The sequence below is a fragment of the Streptomyces sp. NPDC006624 genome, assembly GCF_040611555.1.
Taxonomy (GTDB): Bacteria; Actinomycetota; Actinomycetes; order Streptomycetales; family Streptomycetaceae; genus Streptomyces.
On record NZ_JBEXOM010000076.1, the window covers coordinates 1 to 1,230 of the forward strand.

2 protein-coding genes are annotated in these 1,230 nt (G+C 68.5%); both read left to right on the forward strand.

Annotation, left to right across the window (positions count from 1 at the left end; translation table 11 throughout):
- On the forward strand, positions 1–1,093 hold a 1,093-nt coding region (gene nhaA / locus ABZY20_RS37270), incomplete at its 5' end, for a Na+/H+ antiporter NhaA (protein ID WP_356447976.1).
- A gap of 9 nt (positions 1,094–1,102) precedes the next feature.
- Positions 1,103–1,230 (forward strand): NAD-dependent epimerase/dehydratase family protein (locus tag ABZY20_RS37275; RefSeq protein ID WP_356447978.1); only part of this gene is annotated, 128 nt, incomplete at its 3' end.

Below are 1,230 nucleotides of genomic sequence, written 5' to 3' on the forward strand. Positions count from 1 at the left end.
GCAGGCGGCCTACGAGGCCTTCCGCGAGATTCCGGTGCAGGTGCGCATCGGCGCGCTCGACATCGGCAAACCGCTGCTGCTGTGGATCAACGACGGGCTGATGGCGATCTTCTTCCTGGTCGTGGCCCTGGAGATCAAGCGCGAAGCGCTGAGCGGGCAATTGGCCGAGCGCTCGCAACTGGTGCTGCCGGTGGTGTGCGCGATCGCCGGCGTGGCGGTGCCGGCGCTGCTGTTCTATGCCTTCAACCGCGACGATCCCGCGGCGATGCGCGGCTGGGCGGTGCCGACCGCGACCGACATCGCCTTCGCCCTGGGCGTGCTGGCGTTGCTGGGCTCGCGCGTGCCGGCGGCGATGAAGCTGCTGTTGTCGACCATCGCCGTCATCGACGACCTGATCGCGATCCTGATCATCGCGTTCTTCTATTCGCACGGCCTGTCGGTGACCGCGCTGATCTGGGCGGCGGTGGCGCTGGCGGCGATGTGGCTGCTCAACCGGCGCGGGGTGAAGTCGCTGGGGCCGTACCTGGCGCTGGGCGTGGTGCTGTGGGTGTGCGTGCTCAAGTCCGGCGTGCACGCGACCCTGGCCGGCGTCGCCACCGGCCTGATGATTCCGCACGTCGACAAGCGCAACAACATCGACGACGACAAAGAACACTCGCCGCTGGAAACCCTCGAGCACGCGCTGCACCCGTGGGTGGCCTACGCGATCCTGCCGCTGTTCGCCTTCGTCAACGCCGGCCTGTCGCTGAGCGGGATCGAGATGAAGGACATGCTGGCGGCGCTGCCGATGGGCGTGGTGATCGGCCTGGTGGTCGGCAAGCCGGTCGGCATCGTCGGCGCGGCGCTGGCGATGCGCGCGCTGGGCTGGGCCCGGTTCCCGGCCGGCATGGACCTGCGGGCGATGGTCGGCCTGGGCCTGATGTGCGGCATCGGCTTCACCATGAGCCTGTTCATCGCCTCGTTGGCCTACCAGGATCCGCTCTTGTTCGACGAAGCCGTTCTCGGCATTCTCGGCGCCTCGCTGCTGTCGGCAGTGATCGGTTACTTCTGGCTGCGCGCGGTGTTGCCCGCGCGCGGCGGCGCCCAGGGTTAAGACGAACGGATGAAGCACGCATTGGTGTTCGGCGGCAGCGGCCAGATCGGCTTGCCGCTGCTGCAGCGGTTGTATCAGAACGGTTGGCGGGTCACCGCGATTTCGCGCGGCGAGCAGACCGACCGGCCCGGCCTGCA